Origin of the sequence: Sphingomonas sp. Leaf10, from assembly GCF_001421245.1 — a bacterium.
Lineage (GTDB): Bacteria > Pseudomonadota > Alphaproteobacteria > Sphingomonadales > Sphingomonadaceae > Sphingomonas.
The window spans coordinates 96,359-112,637 of record NZ_LMKE01000011.1 but is presented as its reverse complement, the minus strand read 5'-3'; the positions used below and the strand labels follow the sequence as shown (position 1 = coordinate 112,637).

At 66.9% G+C, this 16,279-nt stretch carries 18 protein-coding genes; 6 read left to right on the top strand and 12 right to left on the bottom strand.

Annotation, left to right across the window (positions count from 1 at the left end; all coding sequences use genetic code 11):
- Positions 1–79: 79 nt before the first annotated feature.
- Both ASE59_RS10000 and ASE59_RS09995 read right to left on the bottom strand, forming a co-directional pair.
- Positions 80–757: an ABC transporter ATP-binding protein gene (locus ASE59_RS10000; protein WP_056455647.1), complete on the bottom strand. Its 678-nt coding sequence runs from the start codon at positions 755–757 to the stop codon at positions 80–82.
- Between the two features lie 10 nt (positions 758–767).
- On the bottom strand, positions 768–2,066 hold the full coding sequence (locus ASE59_RS09995) for an efflux RND transporter periplasmic adaptor subunit (RefSeq protein ID WP_235515715.1): 1,299 nt from the start codon (positions 2,064–2,066) through the stop codon (positions 768–770).
- 147 nt (positions 2,067–2,213) lie between these two features.
- On the opposite strand from ASE59_RS09995, the gene ASE59_RS09990 reads away from it, so the two are divergent.
- The 4 genes from ASE59_RS09990 (at position 2,214) to ASE59_RS09975 (ending at position 5,940) form a co-directional block, all read left to right on the top strand.
- Positions 2,214–3,398, top strand: a complete 1,185-nt coding sequence (locus ASE59_RS09990) for a sigma-54-dependent transcriptional regulator (RefSeq protein ID WP_235515714.1) — start codon at positions 2,214–2,216, stop codon at positions 3,396–3,398.
- A gap of 180 nt (positions 3,399–3,578) precedes the next feature.
- Positions 3,579–4,724 carry a sensor histidine kinase gene (locus tag ASE59_RS09985; RefSeq protein ID WP_082458208.1) on the top strand — a complete coding sequence of 382 codons (1,146 nt, stop codon included), beginning with the start codon at positions 3,579–3,581 and terminating at the stop codon, positions 4,722–4,724.
- A complete protein-coding gene (locus tag ASE59_RS09980; RefSeq protein ID WP_056455645.1) occupies positions 4,721–5,308 on the top strand; it encodes a class I SAM-dependent methyltransferase in 588 nt (195 codons plus the stop codon). The genes ASE59_RS09985 and ASE59_RS09980 overlap by 4 nt, the downstream gene beginning before the upstream one ends.
- 128 nt (positions 5,309–5,436) lie before the next feature.
- A complete protein-coding gene (locus tag ASE59_RS09975; protein ID WP_235515713.1) occupies positions 5,437–5,940 on the top strand; it encodes a GFA family protein in 504 nt (167 codons plus the stop codon).
- Positions 5,941–5,970: 30 nt separating this feature from the next.
- Here ASE59_RS09975 and ASE59_RS20355 read toward each other — a convergent pair whose 3' ends face one another.
- The 3 genes from ASE59_RS20355 to parA all read right to left on the bottom strand — a co-directional run bounded on the left by ASE59_RS20355 (position 5,971) and on the right by parA (position 7,157).
- On the bottom strand, positions 5,971–6,111 hold the full coding sequence (locus ASE59_RS20355) for a hypothetical protein (protein ID WP_200913223.1): 141 nt from the start codon (positions 6,109–6,111) through the stop codon (positions 5,971–5,973).
- A 123-nt stretch (positions 6,112–6,234) separates the two neighbouring features.
- The gene (locus tag ASE59_RS09970) at positions 6,235–6,507 is read right to left on the bottom strand and encodes a ribbon-helix-helix domain-containing protein (RefSeq protein WP_056455643.1); all 273 of its coding nucleotides are present in this window, start codon (positions 6,505–6,507) and stop codon (positions 6,235–6,237) included.
- Positions 6,504–7,157 carry a ParA family partition ATPase gene (gene parA, locus ASE59_RS09965; protein ID WP_056455641.1) on the bottom strand — a complete coding sequence of 218 codons (654 nt, stop codon included), beginning with the start codon at positions 7,155–7,157 and terminating at the stop codon, positions 6,504–6,506. The genes ASE59_RS09970 and parA overlap by 4 nt, the downstream gene beginning before the upstream one ends.
- Before the next feature lie 834 nt (positions 7,158–7,991).
- Here parA and ASE59_RS09960 point away from each other — a divergent pair.
- Positions 7,992–8,441 (top strand): hypothetical protein, encoded by a 450-nt coding sequence (locus ASE59_RS09960; RefSeq protein ID WP_056455639.1) that lies wholly within the window; start codon positions 7,992–7,994, stop codon positions 8,439–8,441.
- Positions 8,442–8,612: 171 nt separating this feature from the next.
- Here the strand turns inward: ASE59_RS09960 and poxB are convergent, their stop codons facing one another.
- From poxB to ASE59_RS09940, 4 genes are all read right to left on the bottom strand, one after another.
- Positions 8,613–10,331, bottom strand: a complete 1,719-nt coding sequence (gene poxB, locus ASE59_RS09955; RefSeq protein WP_056455637.1) for a ubiquinone-dependent pyruvate dehydrogenase — start codon at positions 10,329–10,331, stop codon at positions 8,613–8,615.
- A gap of 107 nt (positions 10,332–10,438) precedes the next feature.
- On the bottom strand, positions 10,439–11,179 hold the full coding sequence (locus tag ASE59_RS09950; protein ID WP_162235293.1) for a hypothetical protein: 741 nt from the start codon (positions 11,177–11,179) through the stop codon (positions 10,439–10,441).
- A 411-nt stretch (positions 11,180–11,590) separates the two neighbouring features.
- A complete protein-coding gene (locus ASE59_RS19775; RefSeq protein WP_156360003.1) occupies positions 11,591–11,788 on the bottom strand; it encodes a hypothetical protein in 198 nt (65 codons plus the stop codon).
- A gap of 289 nt (positions 11,789–12,077) precedes the next feature.
- The gene (locus ASE59_RS09940) at positions 12,078–13,871 is read right to left on the bottom strand and encodes an ABC transporter ATP-binding protein (RefSeq protein WP_056455631.1); all 1,794 of its coding nucleotides are present in this window, start codon (positions 13,869–13,871) and stop codon (positions 12,078–12,080) included.
- Positions 13,872–14,427: 556 nt separating this feature from the next.
- Between ASE59_RS09940 and ASE59_RS20085 the strand changes: the two genes are divergently transcribed.
- Positions 14,428–14,643 (top strand): hypothetical protein, encoded by a 216-nt coding sequence (locus ASE59_RS20085; RefSeq protein ID WP_162235292.1) that lies wholly within the window; start codon positions 14,428–14,430, stop codon positions 14,641–14,643.
- A gap of 19 nt (positions 14,644–14,662) precedes the next feature.
- On the opposite strand, the gene ASE59_RS09930 is transcribed toward ASE59_RS20085, so the two are convergent.
- From ASE59_RS09930 to ASE59_RS09920, 3 genes are all read right to left on the bottom strand, one after another.
- Positions 14,663–15,172 carry a hypothetical protein gene (locus tag ASE59_RS09930; RefSeq protein ID WP_235515712.1) on the bottom strand — a complete coding sequence of 170 codons (510 nt, stop codon included), beginning with the start codon at positions 15,170–15,172 and terminating at the stop codon, positions 14,663–14,665.
- 88 nt (positions 15,173–15,260) lie between these two features.
- On the bottom strand, positions 15,261–15,896 hold the full coding sequence (locus ASE59_RS09925) for a hypothetical protein (RefSeq protein ID WP_056455626.1): 636 nt from the start codon (positions 15,894–15,896) through the stop codon (positions 15,261–15,263).
- Entirely contained in the window at positions 15,893–16,195 is a 303-nt protein-coding gene (locus ASE59_RS09920; protein WP_056455624.1) for a PadR family transcriptional regulator, read from the bottom strand. The genes ASE59_RS09925 and ASE59_RS09920 overlap by 4 nt, the downstream gene beginning before the upstream one ends.
- Between the last annotated feature and the right edge of the window lie 84 nt (positions 16,196–16,279).

The window sequence follows — 16,279 nt, the reverse complement described above, 5'->3', positions numbered from 1 at the left end:
CCGGCCGGCGGCGGGCGTTACGGTCCCTCGCGGGCCGCCCACCCCCGCCCCTCCCTTGTCCAGGGAGGGGAGAAGAAAGTCACATCGCGCGCATCGCGCTGGCGACGATGCGGCCGTCGAGCATGTCGATGCGCCGCCTCGCCATGTCGGCATGCGCCGGCGAGTGGGTGACCATCACGATCGTCGCGCCGTCGTCGTTGAGCGCGCCCAGAATGTTCATCACCTGCTCGCCATTGGCGGTGTCGAGATTACCGGTCGGTTCGTCCGCCAGGATCAGTTTCGGATCGCCGACGATCGCGCGGGCGATGGCCGCGCGCTGCTGCTGCCCGCCCGACAGCTGGTGCGGGAAATGACGGGCGCGGTGGGCGATGCCGACCTTGTCCATGGCGGCGGCCACCCGCCCCTTCCGGTCGCCCGCATCGCTGCGATAGGCGAGGCCGAGCGCCACATTCTCCTCGATCGTCAGCTCGTCGATCAGGTTGAAGCTCTGAAACACGAAGCCGAGCGTCGATCCCCGGAACTTGGCGAGGTCCTTTTCATCGAGCGCGGCAAGATCGCGCTCACCGAACAGGTACTTGCCGCCGGTCGGGCGATCGACCGTGCCCAGCGTGTTGAGCAAGGTCGACTTGCCGCAGCCCGACGGGCCCATGATCGCGACGAACTCGCCGGCTTCGACATGGAGGTTGATGTCGGCCAGCGCGGTCGTCTCGACCTCGTCGGAGATGTAGCGACGCTGGATATTTTCGAGACGGATCATCGGTCCCCCCTTAGTGTATGTTGATGGTGTCGCCCTTCAGGGTCGACAGATTACTGGTGACGATGCGGTCGCCGGGGTTCAGCCCCGACAGGATCTCGACCACTTCCGGATTGCGGCGACCGATGTTGACGGCGCGGCGCGTGGCATGGGCACCATCGGTGTCGAGGACGAAGGCGAAGGCGCCATTCTCCACCGCCAGCCACCCGCCGACCGGGGCGACGACTGCCTTGGACGCAGCGCCCAGCGTGATGCGGATGTCGATGGTCTGGCCGCGGTTGAGGTTGGCCGGGGTCTGATCGAACGTCAGCTCGACCCGGAACCGCCCGTCCTTCACCGCCGGCAGGACTTTCGACACGGTCAGCGTCGCGCCATCGGCCCGCGCCTTCTGCCCCACCGCGACGCGGCCGAGATAGAATTCGTCGACATCGGCCTCCAGCTTCCACGACCCTTCGCTATCGACCTGCCCCGCCGGGTCGCCGGGCTTGAGCGTCTGGCCGGGTTGCAGCGTGAAGTTGGTCAGCCGCCCGGCGGCGGGTGCGCGGATGGTCAGCGCCGAGAGGCCGCCGCGCACCGCCGCGAGATTGCCGGCGAGCCGCGCCTGTGTATCGGCAAGCCGCGCCCCCTGCGTCGCGGTGATCCGCGCCTCGGTGCTGCTGCCGGCGCGCAGTTGCGCGAGGCGGCGGGCCTGATAGTCGGCCTCGGCGCGATAGCCGGCGACGCCCGCTTCGGACACGATGCCCTTGTCGAACAGCTGCTGGCGAATGGCGAGGTCGCGGCGCGCCTTAATGAGGTCATATTCGGCCTGCACGACCTGCGCCGAGCGGTCGAGCCGGCTGCGCTCGATCCCCAGCCCCTCGCCCGCCACCGCGCCCAGCTGGCTGGCGATCGCCGCCTCGCGTGTCAGCACTTCCAGGCGCAGTTCGGGATTGGCGAGCGTCGCCAGCGGCTGTCCGGCGGCGATCATCGCCCCGTCCTGCACCAGCAGTGTTTCGACCTGCCCGCCCGACAGCACCCCGACCAGCGTCGTCAGCCGCGGGGCGACGACGCCGCGCACCGGCAGGTAATCGTCGAACGCGGCGCGGGTCACCTCGCCGGTCTCGATCCGGTCGGCATCGATATCGGTCGATCCGGCGGCGGGCAGGAACCGCCACAGCGCCACCGCCGCCAGCATCACCGCGACCGCGATCCATAGCGGACGCCGTCGCCACCAGCGGGCGCGGGGGCGCTCGACGCGACGGTCCATCGCCGCGCCGGGGGCCGTCCCCTGCCCCGTTTCCACCCTGCTTGCGCCGTCTGTCGGTTCGGTCATCATGGACACAGTGTCACCGATCCGGGCGGAAAATCCTAAGTGTCTATACCAGAACGATATTCACCCGATGGACGGACAGGCGACCGTCCATGTCCGGACGCACTGTCCGAAAATGGACAGGCGCTAGGCACGTCAAGCGGGCTGGACGTGCTGCTGATCGACGACAATGCCAGCGTCGCCGAATCGATCGCGCTGGCGGTGCGCCTCGGCGGCCACCGCATCGACAGCGCGGCGACGCCGGAGGAGGCACTCTCCCGGCTCGCCGCCGCCCGCTACGACGTGGTCCTGCTCGACATGAACTATGCCGCCGGGCGCACCGACGGCGCGGAGGGGCTGAAGCTGCTGGCGCGCATCCTGTCCGACGATCCGGCGGCAGCTGTCGTCGTCATCACCGCGCATAGCGGCGTACGCATCGCGGTGGAGGCGATGCGCGCGGGCGCCCGCGATTTCATCATGAAGCCGTGGCGCAATGCCGACCTGCTCGCCCGCATCGCCACCGCCGCACGCGCGCAGGTGCCGGTCGCGGCAACACCGCAGCCGACGACGGCCGAACCGGCGCGGCTGTTGGGCGACAGCGCGACGATGGCGACTTTGCGCGATCTGATCCGCCGCATCGGCCCGACCCGGGCCGGGGTGGTGGTGACCGGTCCCGCCGGATCGGGGCGCGGCCTGACCGCCGCCGCACTTCACGCTGCCTCCGCCGATGCCGGGGTGGCGATGCCGGTCATCGACCTGCGCGACGATACGGCATGGAATCAGATTGTCGACACGTCGACGATCCTACTGCGTCACCCCGACCGTCTGGGCGAGGTCGCGCAGGCGCGGCTGCTGGCGCGGCTGCCCGCCGACACCCGCTGCATCGCCATTGCCGACAGCGCGAGCGGCATCCTGCCGGCACTCGCCCGTCGCATCGCTACGGTCGAGATCGCCGTGCCGCCAATCACCACACGCGGCGACGACGCGCTGCTGCTCGCGCGCCATTTCCTGCGGATGGCGGCGGCGCGGCATGGTCGGCCGGTCCCCGCCTTCACCCCCGCTGCCGAGGCGCGGATCGTGCGCGGACCCTGGCCCGATGAGGTACGCGGGCTGGCAGTGGCGATCGAGCGCGCGGTGCTGCTCGGCGACGGTACGATCGACACCGCACTGCTCGCGCCCGAGCCGGTGGCGGTCGTCGCGGCGGACGCGCCGGTGCGCTTCGACCTCGACGAAAACGAACGCGCGGTGATCGAGGCGGCACTGCGCGAACATCGCCACAATGTCAGCCATGCCGCGGCGGCGCTCGGATTGAGCCGCGGCGCGCTGTACCGGCGGATGGCGCGCCATGGGTTGTAGGCCCTGCCCTTCTACCTTCTGCCGTACCCCCGCACAGGCGGCGGTCCAGAGCGACGCGGAATCACGGTTGTGCCTCATCACCCGGGGCCCCCGCCTGCGCGGGGGTACGAACCGCTTGCACGCCCACCCCAGTATCCGGGCAAAGGTCGGCGACCGCCGGCGCATCGCGAAATACCGCCCATGCTGACCCCCGAACGCCGCCGCACGCTCGCAGCACTCGGATCGGGCATCACCCTGACGCTGGGCGGGGCCGGGCTGGTACTGGCGTGGCAGGCGGGCGTTTGGGGATCGCTGCTCGGCACGCTCGGCATCGTCGCCTGGGCATTGGCGCTCGGCTGCTGGATCGCGCTGCGCCGCGTCGCCACCCTCCCCGCCCCGCAAGCTGCGACCGGCGAAATGCTGCCGATCGCGGCGCTGCTTGATCAGGTGCCCGTCCCCCTGCTGCGCATCGACGCGGCGCAGGTCCGCGCGATCAACCGCGCCGCGCGCGCGCTGTTCGTCGCCGACGACCGGCTGACCGCGCCACCACCCGCCCTCACTGATCCCGTCGCGCGGCATCTGCGCCATGCCGGGCGGCGGTGGCGGATCGATGCGGTGACGCTCGGCCCCGACACCCGCCTCGCCGCGCTGATCGACATCGCGGCGGAGGAACATGCCGCACAGGAACGCGCCAGCGACGAGATGATCGACATTCTCGGCCATGAACTGCTCAACGGCCTGTCGCCGATTGTGTCGCTGGCCGACAGCGCGATGACCGCCGCCGCCCGCGGCGACGCGATGCTCGGCGATATTCTTTCTACCCTCGCCCGCCGCGTCGAGGGGTTGGAGGGCTTCACCCGCGCCTATCGCGAGCTTGCACGCCTGCCCGATCCAGTGCCCGGCCCGGTCGCGCTGAGCGAATTGGCCGACGATCTCGCGCGGCTGTTCCGCGGGCCGTTCGGCGAAACGGTGACGCTGACCGTCGCTGCCGAGGGCATGGCGCAGATCGACCATGACCAGATGGTGCAGGCGCTCTGGGCGCTGCTCCAGAACGGCGCCGAAGCCGCACTCGCGGCGGACGCGCCGGCATGGGTCGCGCTGACGCTGCGCGCCGACCATGGTTTCGTGGCGCAGGTGCAGGACAGCGGCTTCGGCATCGCCGCCGCCGATCGCGCACGCATCTTCCGCCCGTTCCACACCGACAAGGCGGGCGGCTCGGGCATCGGCCTGACGCTCGCCCGCCGCATCGCCCGCGCCCATGGCGGCGAACTGACGCTCAACGACACGCACGCGACATGCTTCCGCCTGACGCTACCCGACATGTCGACAGGTCGAGGTGTCGAATGAGCGACAGGTCGAACGGCTATGAGTTGATCGCCGACCGCTTCCTTGCCGTCCGCTCGGACATCGGCGTCGAGGTCGTGCGGGACTGGGCCCGTACCCTGCCTGTCGGTGGGGCGATCCTTGACATCGGCTGCGGCAGTGGCTGGCCGGTCGCGACGACGCTGGCCGAAGCGGGCCACCGCCTCGTCGGGATCGATCCCTCCCCGACCCTGCTTGCCGCCTTCCGCCGCGCCCTACCCGATGCCGAGACCGCCTGCGAAGCCGCCGAGGACAGTCGCTTCTTCGGCCGCCGCTTCGACGGCGCGGTCGCGGTCGGGCTGTTGTTCCTGCTGCCCGAGGCGGCACAGGCGACGCTGATCGCGCGCGTCGGACGGGCGCTGCACGCGGGCGGCGGCTTCCTGTTCACCGCCCCGCGGATCGCTGCGACGTGGCGCGACATGCTGACCGGGCGGGTGTCGCGGTCGCTGGGCAAGGGCGCCTATCGCGCGCTGCTGGCCGGTGCCGGCTTCCATCCCCCTCGGATTATTGCCGATAGCGGCGGAAATGACTGGTTTACGGCAGTTGCCGGGTCGACGGACCGGGCCTAAGGTCGGACGAATTGGTAACGAGGATCGTGATTGTCCGTGGACGGCCGGCAACCAGCGCAGCACCGTCGCGATCGTCCCGCCACGCACCGGCGCATCTGGTCGCGTGGGCCGTCACGCGGTGACCGTCGATGAGCGCGCTGCCCCCCGGTGATATCGATGCGATGCGTGGCAAGCCGCTGCGCCGCACCCTCATCGCGAAACCGGTCGCCGTGCCGGACGCTCCGCCGGTCGACACCACCCGGCGGCTCGCCACCTGTCGCTGCGGCTCGGTCCGTGCCATCTGCACCGGCGCACCGCTGCGCGTGCTGGCCAACCATTCCCCCGACAGCCAACGCCGCAGCGGCAGCGCGTTCGCGGTCGACGCCCGCTTCGCCCAAGACCGCGTGTCGCTGGACGGGCCGACCAGTCGCTGGTCGGCGCTGGAGGGCGACGGCACCCGGACGACCTATCGCTTCTGCGCGACCTGCGGATCGACGCTCGCCTATACTAACGATGCTCGGCCGGGCGAGATCGCGATCCCGGTCGGCGCCTTTGCCGATCCGGCATTTCCGCCGCCCACGGTGTCGGACTGGGAACAGACCCGCCAGCCCTGGGCCGAGATCACCGGCGACACGGTCGAGCATCGCGACTGACGCCGCTATCGACCTGTCGACAGGTCGACGTCAGTGGCCGTAGCGCTTGATCCCGCGCTGGCGCAAGCGGCGGCGCTGGCGGCGACGATAGGCGATAATCGCCCAGGGTATGACGATCAGCGCGACGATACCGATGATCGCATAGGCAAGGAGTTCGCGGGTCAGGTCCATAAGGTTTCTTGCCGTCTCAAACCGACGCTGTCCATGATCGGGATCAGCGATACGGCCACAAATTGGTTCCGGTCGATGCAGCCCTGCGGCGGTGACGCCGACCGACAGGTCGACAGGTCGACATCAATCGCCGATCGGGCTCTCGCCATATTTGCGCAGCACGTCGTTGAACGCTTCGGCCATCAACGCCTGCAGGCTGCGATCCTGTCGCCGCGCCAGCATGTGCATCGCCAGCGACATGTCGGGGGTGAAGAAGCCGGCGATCTGCTTGCGGCCCTGCCGGCTCGCCGGCCCCTTGGCATCGGCGGGGGCGGGTGCCGCCACGGGTGCCGGCGCGGCCGGGACCGGGGCGGGGGCACGGTCGCGCAGATTGGCGAAGGATGGTTTGCGGCTCATCGGCTGCCTTTCCGGAAACGGGGGGCCGGCATGTCGAGCTGTCGACATGTCCACTTGTAGAGTTCGCGAACCTCCTCGGCCGCCTTGCCGGCGGGTTCGCTCTCCATGACGGTGCGCCCCTCGGCACTGGCATGGCGATAGGCGGCACGATCGGGCAACAGCACGGGGCAGGGCGGCGTGCCGAAACTGTCGACCAACTCGCCCGCCTCCTGATACACGCGGGGTGCATTGGGCGGGCCGGCGGTGAACACGACGAACGCCGGGCGGCGCAGCAGCTGCACCAGCTTGGCGGTGGTCTGGATCGCCGACAGGTCGAACGCGCTCGGCCGGCACGGGATCAGCACCAGGTCCGCCACCTCGACCGCGGCGCGCGCCGCGCTGTCGGCATGGGGCGGGGTATCGATCACGATCACCTCCGCCCCTTGCGTACGTGCGGCGGCGATCTTGGCGGACAGGCGGGGCGGGGGGCTGTCGATGACTTCGGGCGGCGCCTCGCCGCGCCACGACGCCCATTGGCTCGCGGTCGCCTGCGGATCGGTATCGACGACCAGCGCGACCCGGCCCGACGCCTGCGCCGCGGCGGCAAGGTGCAACGCCAGCGTCGTCTTCCCCGCGCCGCCCTTCTGGCTGATGATGGCTATCGTCGGCATGTCGGCGCTTCTACGTGTCGACATGCCGACAGGTCAAGCTGTCGGCACGTCGAAACAGGCTGTCCGGGCACCTGTCGTCGACAGGTTGCTGCCACGGGAACCGTGGCGTGCAGGCAAGGCTTGGCGGGGTCGCGATTGGCGGATTTCCGCCAAAGGTCACAAAGGTCACACTTGCCACGTATTTGCGCATTGCGTGGAGCGGCAGTGTCAAAGAGCGGCGGTCGGACAGGGACGGTCGGCGATGCTGGCAGGCATAAGGAGTGTGGGAAAGGTTGGAATGGCCTGTTTTGGTGGTTAGCTTCCGTCCGTCATTTGCGTTCGAAACGGGTGATGCGGGTTCCTGCGAACAAAATCCTCGACCTCTCGCAGACGTTCAGGAAATGGCTCCGCGTTTTGCCAGCGAGTGTGATTGATGAAGCGGAAGCCGGCAAACCAAAGCGCGCGGACTTTGGCCCACTGCTCGCGGTCATCCTTTGCCGGGACTCGGAAGGCACGCCCCATCCAACGAAGATCACCCCCGCATTGTGGGCACTTGACTGTGGTCTCCTGTGGTCGCTTCCATGATTTGCGGCAGTCGAAGCAAGCATGCGGCCAGAGGCATTCGGGACCTCGATGCAACGGTATGGAGACAACTGTAGGCGCCTTGCGCTCGCCAAGTGCACGGCGAAGTTCCATCCGTTCTGACTTGGCGGGGCCGCTGCGCATCATCGATGTATGCGATAGCCGTTCGATGTCCACAACTGGTGATTGCGGACGTTGACAGCTGAATGAAAGAGCCTGACAAAGTGACTGCGAAAAATAGTGCTATGCTGGCGCGGCGGGCGAGGAATACGCATGAGCACGCTTAGCATTTGGTATGCACCGGAAGATGCCGAACATGGCCAACTCATAGCACAGGCGCAAAGTGGAAAGTTCGCCGGTCGCAGTAGCGCGTGGTTCAATCGTTCCGAACTGATGGAGTTCGCAAACCGCTTAGCGACCTATCCCCTACCGTGGGGAATGGTGGTAACCTTGCAGGGAGGCTATTGGAGCGAAGCTGCCGATGACGGGCTAACCCAGATCCACTTGCGCCTCGCTTTTCAGCCGCATGACCGCACGGGGCGCATACGCGTCAGTATCATTCTTGCCGACCCCTATGAGGATACGCAGGCAGATGAACTGGCAAATTCGGCAAACCTCTATTTTCTCACGACCTACAATTGCGTCAGCGCCTTTCGACAGGAGCTGCTGGCGCTGATCAGAGGCGAAAGCGGCGTTGCTCAACTCCAAGGTGGCGAGGAGTAACGAACATCCGCAACTGGGCGGAACGGGACATCCCGACCTGTCATCAATCAGACATGTCGACACCTCGACACATGGCCCTTTCCGTCCTCGCCGAGAAATCCCGCTATCTCTCCCGTTGGGATGCACGCGCAGATCGCGACCGGTCATCGGCACCACCGCCGACCGCAACGCTCACCGCAACAGATTCGCCTTCGCCAGTTCGATCACCTCATCGCCGCGCCCGCTCATGATCGCGCGCAGCGTGTAGAGGCTGAACCCCTTGACCTGTTCCGCCTGTATCTTGGGCGGCATGGCGAGTTCGAGCGTCTCGGTCACCACATCGACCAGCGCCGGGCCGTCATGGGCGAAGGCGGCACGCAGCACGCTCTCCAGCTCGTCCGACCGCGTCACCCGCGCGCCGAAAAAGCCCATCTGCGCCGCGACCGCGCCGAAATCGGGGTTCTTCAGCGCGACATTGGTGTCGATATAACCCGCCGCCTTCTGCTCCATCTCAACGAAGCCCAGTGTCGAATTGTTGAAGACGATGATCTTGATCGGCAGGTTCATCTGCACCGCGGTCAGCATGTCGCCCATCAGCATGGTGAGGCCACCATCACCCGACAGCGACACGATCTGCCGCCCCGGATAGGCCGCCTGCACGCCCAGCGCCTGCGGCATCGCATTCGCCATCGACCCGTGGTTGAACGACCCGATCAGCCGCCGCCGCCCGTTCATCGTCAGGTAGCGCGCCGCCCATACCGCCGGCGTGCCGACGTCGGCGGTGAACACCGCATCCTCGGTCGCGAGCCGGTCGACGACCTTCGCCACGAACTGCGGATGCAGCGGCTTGTCGCCGTCCCGCGCCGTCGCAAGGTCGTCCAGCCCCTCGCGCGCCTTGGCATAATGCGCCCGCGCCTTCGTCAGGAAGGCGTCGGAGCGATCGGGCGCGATCTGCGGGGTCAGCAGCGCCGCCGCCTCGCGCACGTCCCCGACGATGCCAATGTCGATCTGCGCCCGCCGCCCGAGCGCCGAAGGGTCGCGGTCGATCTGCGCGATCTTCGCCTTTTCGGGATAGAAGTTGCGATACGGAAAGTCGGTGCCGAGCATCAGCAGCGTGTCGCACTCCATCATCGCGTGATAGCCCGACGAAAAGCCGATCAGCCCGGTCATGCCGACGTCGTACGGGTTATCCCACTCGATCCATTCCTTGCCACGATAGGCATGGACGATCGGGGCTTTCAGCGCCGCCGCCAGCGCCACGACCTCGCCATGCGCACCGGCGACACCCGCGCCGCAGAGCAAGGTCACCGCCTGCGATCCGTTGAGCAGCTCGGCGAGCCGCGCCATTTCCTGCACCTGCGGCACGACGCGCGGGGGCAGGGGGGTCGCGAAGTCGGCGCGTGCATTCTCCGGCGCCTCCTTCAACGCCACATCGCCGGGGATCACCAGCACCGCCACGCCCTGTTGCCCGATCGCGGTACGTAAGCCGCGGTGGAGCAGTTCGGGCATCTGTTCAGGCGTCTGCACCATTTCGCAGAAATGGCTGCATTCGCGGAACAGCTCGGTCGGGTGCGTCTCCTGAAAGTAGTTCAGCCCGATCTCGCTCGACGGGATATGCGCGGCGATCGCCAGCACCGGCACACGGTTGCGCTGGCAATCGAACAGCCCGTTGATCAGGTGGAGGTTGCCCGGCCCACAGCTGCCCGCGCACACCGCCAGCCTGCCCGTCGCCGCCGCCTCGGCCCCGGCCGAAAACGCCGCGACCTCCTCGTGCCGGACATGCATCCATTCGATCTGACCCGACCGGCGCAGGCTGTCGTTGATCGCGTTCAGGCTGTCACCCGTCACGCCCCATATCCGCTCGACACCCGCCGCGATCAGCGTGTCGGTGATGAGATCGGCGATCTTCATGGCATTTCCCTCGAATGACGTGTCGAGGGGGAAACCAGCGGCGGGCGGTTTGGCTTCGTGCGCGTGGTTGCGCGAATGGCAAGCCGGGTTGCGAGATCGGCCTTACCTCAGCGCACGAGCCGCTTGACCTTCCGACCGATGCGCCGCGTCAGGGACGGCGGCTTGGGCAATATGGGTGGACGGCTGAAGAACGACTTGCGGAGACTGTCCGGAAGGTTCGCTGCCACATCCATCGGCAACAGGTGCTTATCCAGTCCGAACCGGGCGATCATATCGGCGAGCGGGACATTCTTGTCCCGGTGGCTGGCCAGATGACAGACGAAATATTCGTCATGCGCGGCCTTGAAGTGATAGGCGCGCGAATTGAACGCGCTGTGATCGTGGATGAGCATCGCGCCCTTCAGATCCGCTTTCGTCTCGAACAAATAGGTCAGCCGCTCCTGATCGCCGCCCGCGACGAAATGACCGTATTTCTCGCGATCCCACCATGCCTCCACCGTCGGCATCGGCAACCGGATCGCCTCCTCGAACACGGACAATGCCCGTGCGCGATTGCGGATCAGGAACACGCCCGAATTGATATAGGACCATATGCCTTTCAGGTTGACCGGGCTGCGACAGATCACGACGTCGACATTGTCGTCGTCTGGAATGAAGTCCGTGATCGGCTTGTCCAGCTGCATGAAATAGGCGTCGTCATCGACCCACAGGATCCAGTCGCACCGTGTCCGCCGCATCGTCCGGGTAATGACTTCCAGCTTCTGGTCATAGGGGGTGGTCAACGCCAGCGGCGTGATATCGAACAGATAATCGTAACCGTGACGGGTCGCATATACCTGATGATTCACCGGTCCGCTGATTTTCGGATGCGAATGCGACGATAGAACCAATATTTTCACATTGTCGGGTGCGACGAATTTTCCGTCTTGCGGAACGCTATCCATATCTTGCCCACCCGGTTCGTCACTCGCCAATGAATATGCTGATTACGTTACACTATGGCGAATGGCATGATCGGCCGCATATATCGGCTCTTGCGCCGACATATCGGGTATTTGCCATGCAGCAACCACCGTATTTCCGTCTTCATCGCATCCGGGACGATGACAGAATGCAGAAACCGGAATATTATCGTTTATATATAGCAGTTTAACTGACGCTGCACTCAACACTGTTCAGCTGGTAAAGATATCGAACTGCCTCTTTGTAATATAGACGTATTCTTTCCTGTTCGGCGCTTTATTCCGATCATAACGGCTCTACTGCACGGTCGTGTCGACGATTGCCGCCTCGGCCACCCGCCCGCGACGGCGTTCGAGCATCTGGCGTTCGGACACGGAATTGCCGATCGCCGATCGCGTATCGATCCGGTCCTCGACATAACCGAGGGCGACCATGCTGCCGAGCACGACGGCGCCAAACGCACCCGCCACCAGATACCCGTTACGCTTCGTCATGGGGTCCATCCCGATACAGAGGGAAATATCCCGCTGAAAACAGGCGCTGGCCGTTTTGGCTCCCTGCCAGGTCGGATCGACATTCGGCGATTCCAACGGATGTTCGTCATTCCCGCGCAGGCGGAAATCCATAGCCGCTACGGTTTCGGGTGAATTGACGACGTCAGCGCATATGGACTCCCGCCTGCGCGGGAGTGACGATAGGGCATTGGCCGGTCACCGCCGCACGCGGCGGACTGAATGTCGATCCGGCCTAGGCCGCTGGGACGGACGCGAACGCCCCGGCCGCTCAGGCGATCTCCGCCACCGCCGTCCCCGCCTGTCGCTCGAACAGCCGCCGATATTGCCCATCCCCCACCGCCAGCAGCGCATCGTGCGCGCCGTCCTCGACGATCCGCCCGCCGGCGAACACGAGGATGCGGTCGAGCGCGCGGACGGTCGACAGGCGGTGGGCGATGACGATCGCGGTGCGGCCGATCATCAACCGTTCCATCGCCTGCTGGATCGCCGCCTCGCTTTCGGAATCGAGGCTGGAGGTCGCTTCGTCGAGGATCAGGATCGGCGCATCCGCCAGGAACGCGCGCGCGATCGCCACCCGCTGGCGCTCGCCGCCCGACAGCTTGACGCCGCGTTCGCCGACCAGCGTGCGATAACCCTTGGGCAAGGCCATGATGAAGTCATGGGCATTGGCGAGCCGCGCCGCCTGTTCGATCTGCGCCTGCGTCGCGCCCGGGCGGCCATAGCCGATATTTTCGGCCAGCGTGCGGTGGAACAGCACCGGCTCCTGCGGCACGATCGCGACCTGTCGGCGGAGCGACGCCTGCGTCGCGTGCGCCACATCCTGTCCGTCGATCGTCACCTGCCCGGCATCGACGTCGTACAGCCGCTGGATCAGCTTCACGAAGCTGGTCTTGCCCGACCCCGACGGCCCGACCAGCCCGACCCGCTGCCCGGCCGGGATCGTCACCGACAGCGCTTCGTACAGCGGTCGGTCCTGCCCGGCATAGCGGAACGTCACGTCGTCGAACACGATCTCGCCGCCGACGATTTCGATCGGCCGCGCATCGGCACGGTCGGCGACGCCCAGCGGTTCGTCATGGAGCGCGACCAGCTCTTCCATCTCGTTCACCGCGCGCTGCAACTGGTGCACATATTGGCCGATGTCACGCAGATAGCCGTTGAGCACCAGATAGCTGGTAACGACATAGGCCATGTCGCCCGCGCTCGCCCGACCCTGCGCCCATAACCATAATGCCGCGCCGGTCGCGGCGATCCGGATCAGCCACAGCAGCGCCAGCTGCCCCGACCCGGCCCAAGTAAAGGCCAGCCAGGTGCGCAGCGTCCGCCGCCGCCATTTGGCGACGGTCTTTGCCAGCAACGCTTCCTCGCGCGTCTCGCCGCCAAAAGCCTTGACCACCGCATTGGTGCCAATCGCATCGGCCAGCACTCCGCCCATCCGGGTATCCCACTGGTTCGACAGGCGGGCGATCGGCGCCAGTACCCGCGTCGCCAGCAACACGGTCAGCGTGATATACCCGACCGCGCCGACCCCCATCACCAGCCCCAGCAGCGGCCAGTGCAGCGCCAGCAGCACGACCGTGCCGACCAGCACCGTCAGCGAAGGGAGCAGCGACAGCAGCAGCACGTCGTTCAGCGTATCGAGCGCCCACATGCCGCGCGTGATCCGCCGCACCGTCGACCCCGAAAAGGCATTGGCGTGCCAGTCGGTCGACAGCCGCTGGACGCGCGCGAACGCCTCCTGCGTCACGTCGCGCATCATGCCCAGCGTCAGCGGGGTGATCGTCCACCACCCCAGATGGCGCAGCACGACCATCGTGCCACCCAGCGCGGTGATGGCGGCGAACGCGCCCCATGCCGCCGCCGACGCACCGCTGCCGACCGCGTCGATCATCCGCCCGGCATAGAGCGGCACGAACACCTCGGTCAGCGTCGCCAGCAGCATCGCCGCGCCGCACGCCACCGCCAGCCACGGCGTGCGCGCCCAGTGGCGAAAGGTAAAGGCGAGCACCGCGCGCAGCACGGAGGCGCGCGGAAACAGATCCTCGGTATCGTCGTCGGTCATGGCAGTTTCCGCGGCGGGCGCGCGGTCCTTGTAATCAGCAGGGGCAGGTCGGTCGGGGACCGCGGGCGTCAGTGGTGGAGAAGGCCACCGACCCGAAGATCGCCGGGGGCAGGCATGGTGCGATTGGTCATCTTGCCCTCCCTGTCGTGCGTGCTGGACGGGCGACCCATAGCCGATCGGACGTGGAATGGACAGGTCCGGCGGCGGGCGTCGCCCGATCAAGGTGACGAAGGTTACACGTATCGACCCGCCGCCATGTCCGGACCGTTTTCGATGGAAACAATTTTATGCCGTAAAATCATTATCGTATTACGTATCTGCGTACTATTGGCGCAATGGTCGCCGTGGGCGTCGCGATCTGCGTTGGATACGCCCGGACGTTCGGCCATTATCCCGGCACGAAAGCCCTTTTCAGGAGGTATCGTTGGCGGTGGATATCGAAAAGATCCTTGTCGATCGACCGGAAGGACTGTGGAATCGCGACGCGGCCCAGCGCCATTTTTCCGATCTCGGGCGGCGATTGACGCAAAGTCGGCGGATTCACGGAAAAGGACGCGTGCTGGTCGACCTGTCGGGGACACTCGTTCAGCCGCAGGAGGCGTTTTCCTATGTCCAGTCCGATCTGGCCAACATCCTCGCGCCCGCCGACCGGATCGCCTTTGCCGGCGGGGGCATGCTGCTGCGGATGCAGAAGAAGCGCCTGACGCTGCCCGCCGAGACCGGCGTTTTCGAAAAGGTCGAGGATGCCCGGTCATGGCTGGAGCAGGGGTGACGGGGCGTCACCGGACCATCTACCTTACCCGCCGGAAATGAAATGTGCGGACAAAGGGTTCGCCCTTGTCATCGACGGCGGCGGCGGATTCGGTCATTTCGCGGCCGTCGGGGGCGATGGTATAGACCCGGACCGATGCCGGCATCCGGTTGCGCGCGAGGTTCATCACCAGCACGTTCGGCGCGGGCAGCAGGAAGGCGGCGCTGTCGGCCTCGCTCGTCTCGCCCTCGCTGCGCGCGGCGCGGCCGTCGGGGCGATAGGCGGTGGTCATGTGGCGGACGCTGTCGTCCTGCGCGGTGATGTCGACGGTCAGCCGCGACCGCCCCCCGCCGATATCCTCGAACACATAGACGACGCGCCTGGGCGGGGTGCCATAGGTGGCGGGCATCCGCGTCAGATCGAGTTCCCAGCGGCCGAGGAACGGCGATCGGTCAGCAACGGGGGCGGGGGCAGGCCGGGCGACGGCGCTGCCAGGGCCGGCGGCAAGCAGCGCGAGGGGCAACAGGATCGTTCGGCGGTGATACGACATGCGGCGTCTCCTTCGGGTAACGACAGGGCGCGACCGTCCATCCCCGCACGGACGGCGCAGGGTGGTGGACGAGCGGCCTTCGAAAAATTCAGGCGGTTCGCTCGACCTCACGCGACAGGTCGGCGTGCCAGCTCGACACGATCAGCAGGATCGCCAGCTCGACCCCGACGACCGTGCCCATGATCAGCGACTGGCGGACATTCAGGAACAGCGCGCCCATGAACACGATCAGCGTGGTCGACGCCGCCAGCGTCCGCGCCGACCAGCGCAGCGCCCGCGTCCAGTCGCGCTCCAGCATCACCCAGGCGAGCCGGACATGGCCGATGCCGATCGCCAGTTGCAGCAGCGCCAGCACCGGCCCCGCCGACTGGTAGAAGGGCCAGAGCCATTTGGTCGCCATGCCGTCGAGCAGCGCGCCGGCAAGGCCGTGGTTGCCGGGATAGAGATAGGACAGGCCGAAGCCGACGCACGCGATCTGGAGCGCGGCCATCGGCAGCAGGATGCCGATCGCGACCGCATAGCTGGTGAGCAGGAATCGGCCATGGCTGCTGGTCAGCGCCGCCCGCCATGCCGCGATCAGACAGCCAAAGGCGAAGGACAGCGCCTTTCCCTCCGCCGCCGCGGCCAGAGTTTCACCGGCCATCGCCCGCGCCCAGCCTTCGCGCTGTTCGCCCATCGTCGCCGCCGCCAGCGCCAGCATCGCGCGGGCCAGGAAGGTCGTCATGCCATCGCCTCCGTGCCCGATGGCGCGTCATCCGTATCGGCCAGCTCCATCGCCAGCGCGAAACCGCTCGCGGTCAGGCGATAGACATGGCGCGGCGGGCGTCCGGGCTGGGCCGGCGCGCACCACTGCGCCTCGACCAGATGCTGGTCGGTCATGCGCATCAGCAACGGATAGAGCGTGCCCGACGACAGGCCGGTTTCCTTCAGCAGGTCATAGCCATGCCGCCCTTCGCCGCGCTGCTGCGCCAGCGCCGCCAGCACGCGCCGCATCTGTTTCGAGGGTTGCCGGTTCCGTACCATGGACGAAGAACAACATATGTAGATTTAAGAGTCAACCGGCCGGGATCGGCGGGTCCGGCGTGCCGTCACCCCTTGCCCCACATC

Bases quoted from the DNA above. Each gene is read 5' to 3' on its own strand.
- ASE59_RS10000 (WP_056455647.1), bottom strand. From the start codon at position 757: ATGATCCGTCTCGAAAATATCCAGCGTCGCTACATCTCCGACGAGGTC.
- ASE59_RS09995 (WP_235515715.1), bottom strand. From the start codon at position 2,066: ATGACCGAACCGACAGACGGCGCAAGCAGGGTGGAAACGGGGCAGGGG.
- ASE59_RS09985 (WP_082458208.1), top strand. From the start codon at position 3,579: ATGCTGACCCCCGAACGCCGCCGCACGCTCGCAGCACTCGGATCGGGC.
- ASE59_RS09980 (WP_056455645.1), top strand. From the start codon at position 4,721: ATGAGCGACAGGTCGAACGGCTATGAGTTGATCGCCGACCGCTTCCTT.
- ASE59_RS09975 (WP_235515713.1), top strand. From the start codon at position 5,437: ATGAGCGCGCTGCCCCCCGGTGATATCGATGCGATGCGTGGCAAGCCG.
- ASE59_RS20355 (WP_200913223.1), bottom strand. From the start codon at position 6,111: ATGGACCTGACCCGCGAACTCCTTGCCTATGCGATCATCGGTATCGTC.
- ASE59_RS09970 (WP_056455643.1), bottom strand. From the start codon at position 6,507: ATGAGCCGCAAACCATCCTTCGCCAATCTGCGCGACCGTGCCCCCGCC.
- parA (WP_056455641.1), bottom strand. From the start codon at position 7,157: ATGCCGACGATAGCCATCATCAGCCAGAAGGGCGGCGCGGGGAAGACG.
- ASE59_RS09960 (WP_056455639.1), top strand. From the start codon at position 7,992: ATGAGCACGCTTAGCATTTGGTATGCACCGGAAGATGCCGAACATGGC.
- poxB (WP_056455637.1), bottom strand. From the start codon at position 10,331: ATGAAGATCGCCGATCTCATCACCGACACGCTGATCGCGGCGGGTGTC.
- ASE59_RS19775 (WP_156360003.1), bottom strand. From the start codon at position 11,788: ATGACGAAGCGTAACGGGTATCTGGTGGCGGGTGCGTTTGGCGCCGTC.
- ASE59_RS09940 (WP_056455631.1), bottom strand. From the start codon at position 13,871: ATGACCGACGACGATACCGAGGATCTGTTTCCGCGCGCCTCCGTGCTG.
- ASE59_RS09930 (WP_235515712.1), bottom strand. From the start codon at position 15,172: ATGTCGTATCACCGCCGAACGATCCTGTTGCCCCTCGCGCTGCTTGCC.
- ASE59_RS09925 (WP_056455626.1), bottom strand. From the start codon at position 15,896: ATGACGACCTTCCTGGCCCGCGCGATGCTGGCGCTGGCGGCGGCGACG.
- ASE59_RS09920 (WP_056455624.1), bottom strand. From the start codon at position 16,195: ATGGTACGGAACCGGCAACCCTCGAAACAGATGCGGCGCGTGCTGGCG.